General features: G+C 70.7%; 4 protein-coding genes. All 4 read left to right on the top strand.

Going from position 1 to position 3,287, the window contains the following annotated elements; translation table 11 throughout:
- Window positions 1-1,152 (top strand): hypothetical protein (locus VI078_17070; GenBank protein ID HEY6001000.1); only part of this gene is annotated, 1,152 nt, incomplete at its 5' end.
- A 35-nt stretch (window positions 1,153-1,187) separates the two neighbouring features.
- Window positions 1,188-1,853 carry a MotA/TolQ/ExbB proton channel family protein gene (locus tag VI078_17065; protein HEY6000999.1) on the top strand — a complete coding sequence of 222 codons (666 nt, stop codon included), beginning with the start codon at window positions 1,188-1,190 and terminating at the stop codon, window positions 1,851-1,853.
- Window positions 1,843-2,253, top strand: coding sequence for a biopolymer transporter ExbD (locus VI078_17060; GenBank protein HEY6000998.1), 411 nt, complete (start codon window positions 1,843-1,845; stop codon window positions 2,251-2,253). Before VI078_17065 ends, VI078_17060 begins: the two co-directional genes overlap by 11 nt.
- Before the next feature lie 44 nt (window positions 2,254-2,297).
- Window positions 2,298-3,287: hypothetical protein (locus VI078_17055; protein ID HEY6000997.1), on the top strand; the 990-nt coding region annotated here is incomplete at its 3' end.

The following is a 3,287-nucleotide window of genomic DNA, read 5'->3' as shown; positions in this document are numbered from 1 at the left end:
GCCTCCGTGACCACCCCCGCGCCGGGGCCGCCGCCGGCGGCCACCGCAACCGTCCCGGTGCCGGCTGTCCCCGCGGCGCAGCCGCAGGGCGCGCAGGGCGCCACGGTCGGCGGCGGCGAGGGCTTCGAGAACTCGCACGACGCCATGGACTGCGCCGGGTGCCACGACAAGCCCGCCGACCAGCTCAAGCCGGGGGCCGCCACGCCGCAGCGCTTCGCCGCGCAGGGCGTCAACGTCTTCTGCAGCTCCTGCCACGGCGGCGTCGAGCGCACCCACTACCCGCGCGGCAACGTCCCGCCGGAGGGGACCACGTGCCTCAACTGCCACCGGGCGCACGGCCGCTCGCTGCTCTACCCTTCGCTGCGCGACGACTACCCCACCGTGCTCGCCGAGTCCACCGGCATCAACCCGCACGGCGGGAAGATCTTCTGCCTCGCCTGCCATCCCGACACCCCCCAGGCGGGCTCGCCGGTCTCTTTCCGCTTCCCTGGCAACTCGCTGCGCCTCTGCCAGCGCTGCCACGGCGGCGTCGAGCACCACCCGCTCGGGGTGAAGTCCACCACCGGGACGTGGAAGATGGACTTCGCGCGTTTCCCGCTGGAGAACGAGGCCATCACCTGCGTGACCTGCCACAAGCCGCCGGAGTGCCTCGGGAGCACCGGCTCGAACCCGCACTTCCTGCGGGGCGGACCCTACAACTCGACGGCCGAGCTGTGCGCGCGCTGCCACGAGGACAAGAACTTCGCCTCGCTCAACCCGCACGACCAGATCGATGAGTCCGGGGAGGTCTACCGCAAGAAGTGCCTCTACTGCCACGCCACGCAGCCCGAGGCCGGACAGACGGCCGAGAGCATGCGCTACACGGACACGCTCACGGCGCTGTGCACCTCCTGCCACCAGGTCGGGCCGCACCCCGACGTGGACCACCTCAAGCCGCTGCCGAAGCAGATGCGCGAGAACCTCACCGCCTACGAGGAGCTGCGCATGGTGCGGCTGCCGCTCGACGGCGAAGAGGTCACCTGCGTGACCTGCCACAACCCGCACGAGCGCGGCCTGCTCAAGGGCGCGGCCGGCGTCGGTGCGGACGAAGAGAAGAAGATGCGCCTGACGACCTTCAACGAGTGGTGCACGCCCTGCCACGGGCGGCACTAGACAGCGGCCCCGCGCGGGCAAGGAGCGCACACACGATGTTCTCGATGTTCCTCAAGGGCGGTTTCGCGATGTGGCCGCTGCTGGCGCTCTCGATCCTCATGCTGGCGATCGCGATCGAGCGGCTGATGTACCTGCAGCGCGCGAAGACGGACGCCGGCGCCTTCATGGAGAAGATCAATGAGTTCTTCTCGCGCAACGCGCTCGAGGAGGCCGTGCGCTTCTGCGAGACCACGAACAGCCCGCTCGCGCGCATCATCAAGGCCGGCCTCAAGAACCAGCGCCGCAGCCGCTCCGAGGTCATCCGCGCCATCGAGGACGAGGGCGCGCTCGAGGTCGCCAAGCTCGAGCGCGGGCTGCTGACGCTGCAGACGATCTCCAAGATCGCGCCGATGATCGGCCTGTTCGGGACCGTCACCGGCATGATCCGCTCCTTCCAGGCGATGGGCGGCGGCGGCGGCTCCGACCCGCGCGCGGTCGCGGCCGGCATCTCCGAGGCCCTCGTCGCGACGGCGGCGGGCCTCGTCGTCGGCATCCCGGCCTACTTCCTCTCGGCGTACTTCATGAACCGCGTCAACACGTTCGTGCTCGACATGCAGAGCAGCTCGATCCAGTTCCTCGACGCGATGACGGAGCTCGAGGAGAACCTCGCCGAGCGCACCCAGCGGGTGGACTCGATCGGAGGCGAGTACCTTGAAATTTAGGCGTCAGATCAAGGTCGACGAGGAGGGGATCCCGATCACGAACCTCGTCGACGTGCTCTTCCTGCTCATCGTCTTCTTCATGCTCTCGACCGTGCTGAGCTTCGACCGCGGCCTCGGGGTCAAGCTGCCGGAGACCCGCGGCGGCGGCACGATCTCGAACCAGGGCGTCAGCGTCCTGATCAACCGCGCCGGCAAGGTCTACGTCGACGGCACCGAGGTGCCGCTGGAGCGGGTCGCCGGCGTCGTCAAGGAGCGGATGGTGCTCCACGGCTCGAACGTCATCCTCAAGAGCGACCAGGAGACGCGCTACCAGTCGATCGCGGACGTGATGGACCGGCTGCTGGATGTCGGCGTCACGGACGTCTCCCTGCCGGTGGTGGAGCGCGCGGGCGCCCGCTAGGATGTCGGACGCCCCGGCGCGGCGCCGCCACCCCTGACAACGCCATGCCGAAGATCGAGCGGCGCCTCGGCGAACGGCTGACCCGCCGCGAGCGGCTCGCCGTGGTGATCGCGGTGGTCGTGTCCGTCGGCGCGCACGCGCTGCTCTTCAGCAGCGTCGGCGGGATCTCGTTTCTCTCGCGCACGGAGAAGAAGCGCGAGCGGATGATGGTCATCCGCCGCCTGCGCGACATGGCGCCGGTGCCGATCCCGCCGCCGGCGCCGGTCGCGGTTCCCGTGCGCCCGCCCGAGCCGCTGAAGATCCCTCCCCCGGCGAAGAAGGAGGAGGGGGGCGGCGGACGGCCGGCGGGCGAGGAGGGTAAGTCCGGCTCGCGCTCCGGCGACACGGCCAAGGCCCCCGAGCTCTCGGAGGCGATGGTCCGCGAGGTCGAGGAGGCGCCCCCGCAGGCCGTGGTCGCGAAGCTCTCGCCGGAGGCCGCGGGACGCGCCGACAACGTGGTCAGCGTCGTGACCGACCTGCCCGCGGCGAGCTTCCTCGTGAAGGGCCCCACCGAGAGCTGGGGGAGTGGCACGTACTGGGTGCGCAAGGGGTTCCCGCCCGGGGACTACACGGTGACCTTCCAGCCGGCCGCGGGATTCGTCGCGCCGGCCCATCAGACCAAGACCCTCATCGACGGCGGGCAGATCGTCTTCGTGGGCAAGTACACGCGCAACGTCGAGGTCGTCGTCGATGTGGACCCCTCGGATGCGCAGGTCGTCATCTACCGTCCCGACGGCAAGCCCATCCAGGTCTCGACATCCGGGCGCTATTTTGTGGAGAACCTCCCGCCGGGCCAGTATACCGCCGTCTTCAAGGACGCGGCGGGGCACCGCACGCCCCCGCCGCAGTCGCGGGTGCTCGCGCCCGGCGGGTCGCTCACCATCTCCGCGAAGTACGAGGACGCCACGCCGGGGGGTGGCGGTGGCGGTGGCGGCAGCGGCAGCCGCGGCGCGGGGGCCTACGGCGACGGGACGGGCAGCGGCAGCGAGGGGAGC

The organism is bacterium (assembly GCA_036524115.1).
Lineage (GTDB): Bacteria > JAUVQV01 > JAUVQV01 > JAUVQV01 > DATDCY01 > DATDCY01.
This window is presented reverse-complemented; position numbering and strand designations above follow the sequence as displayed.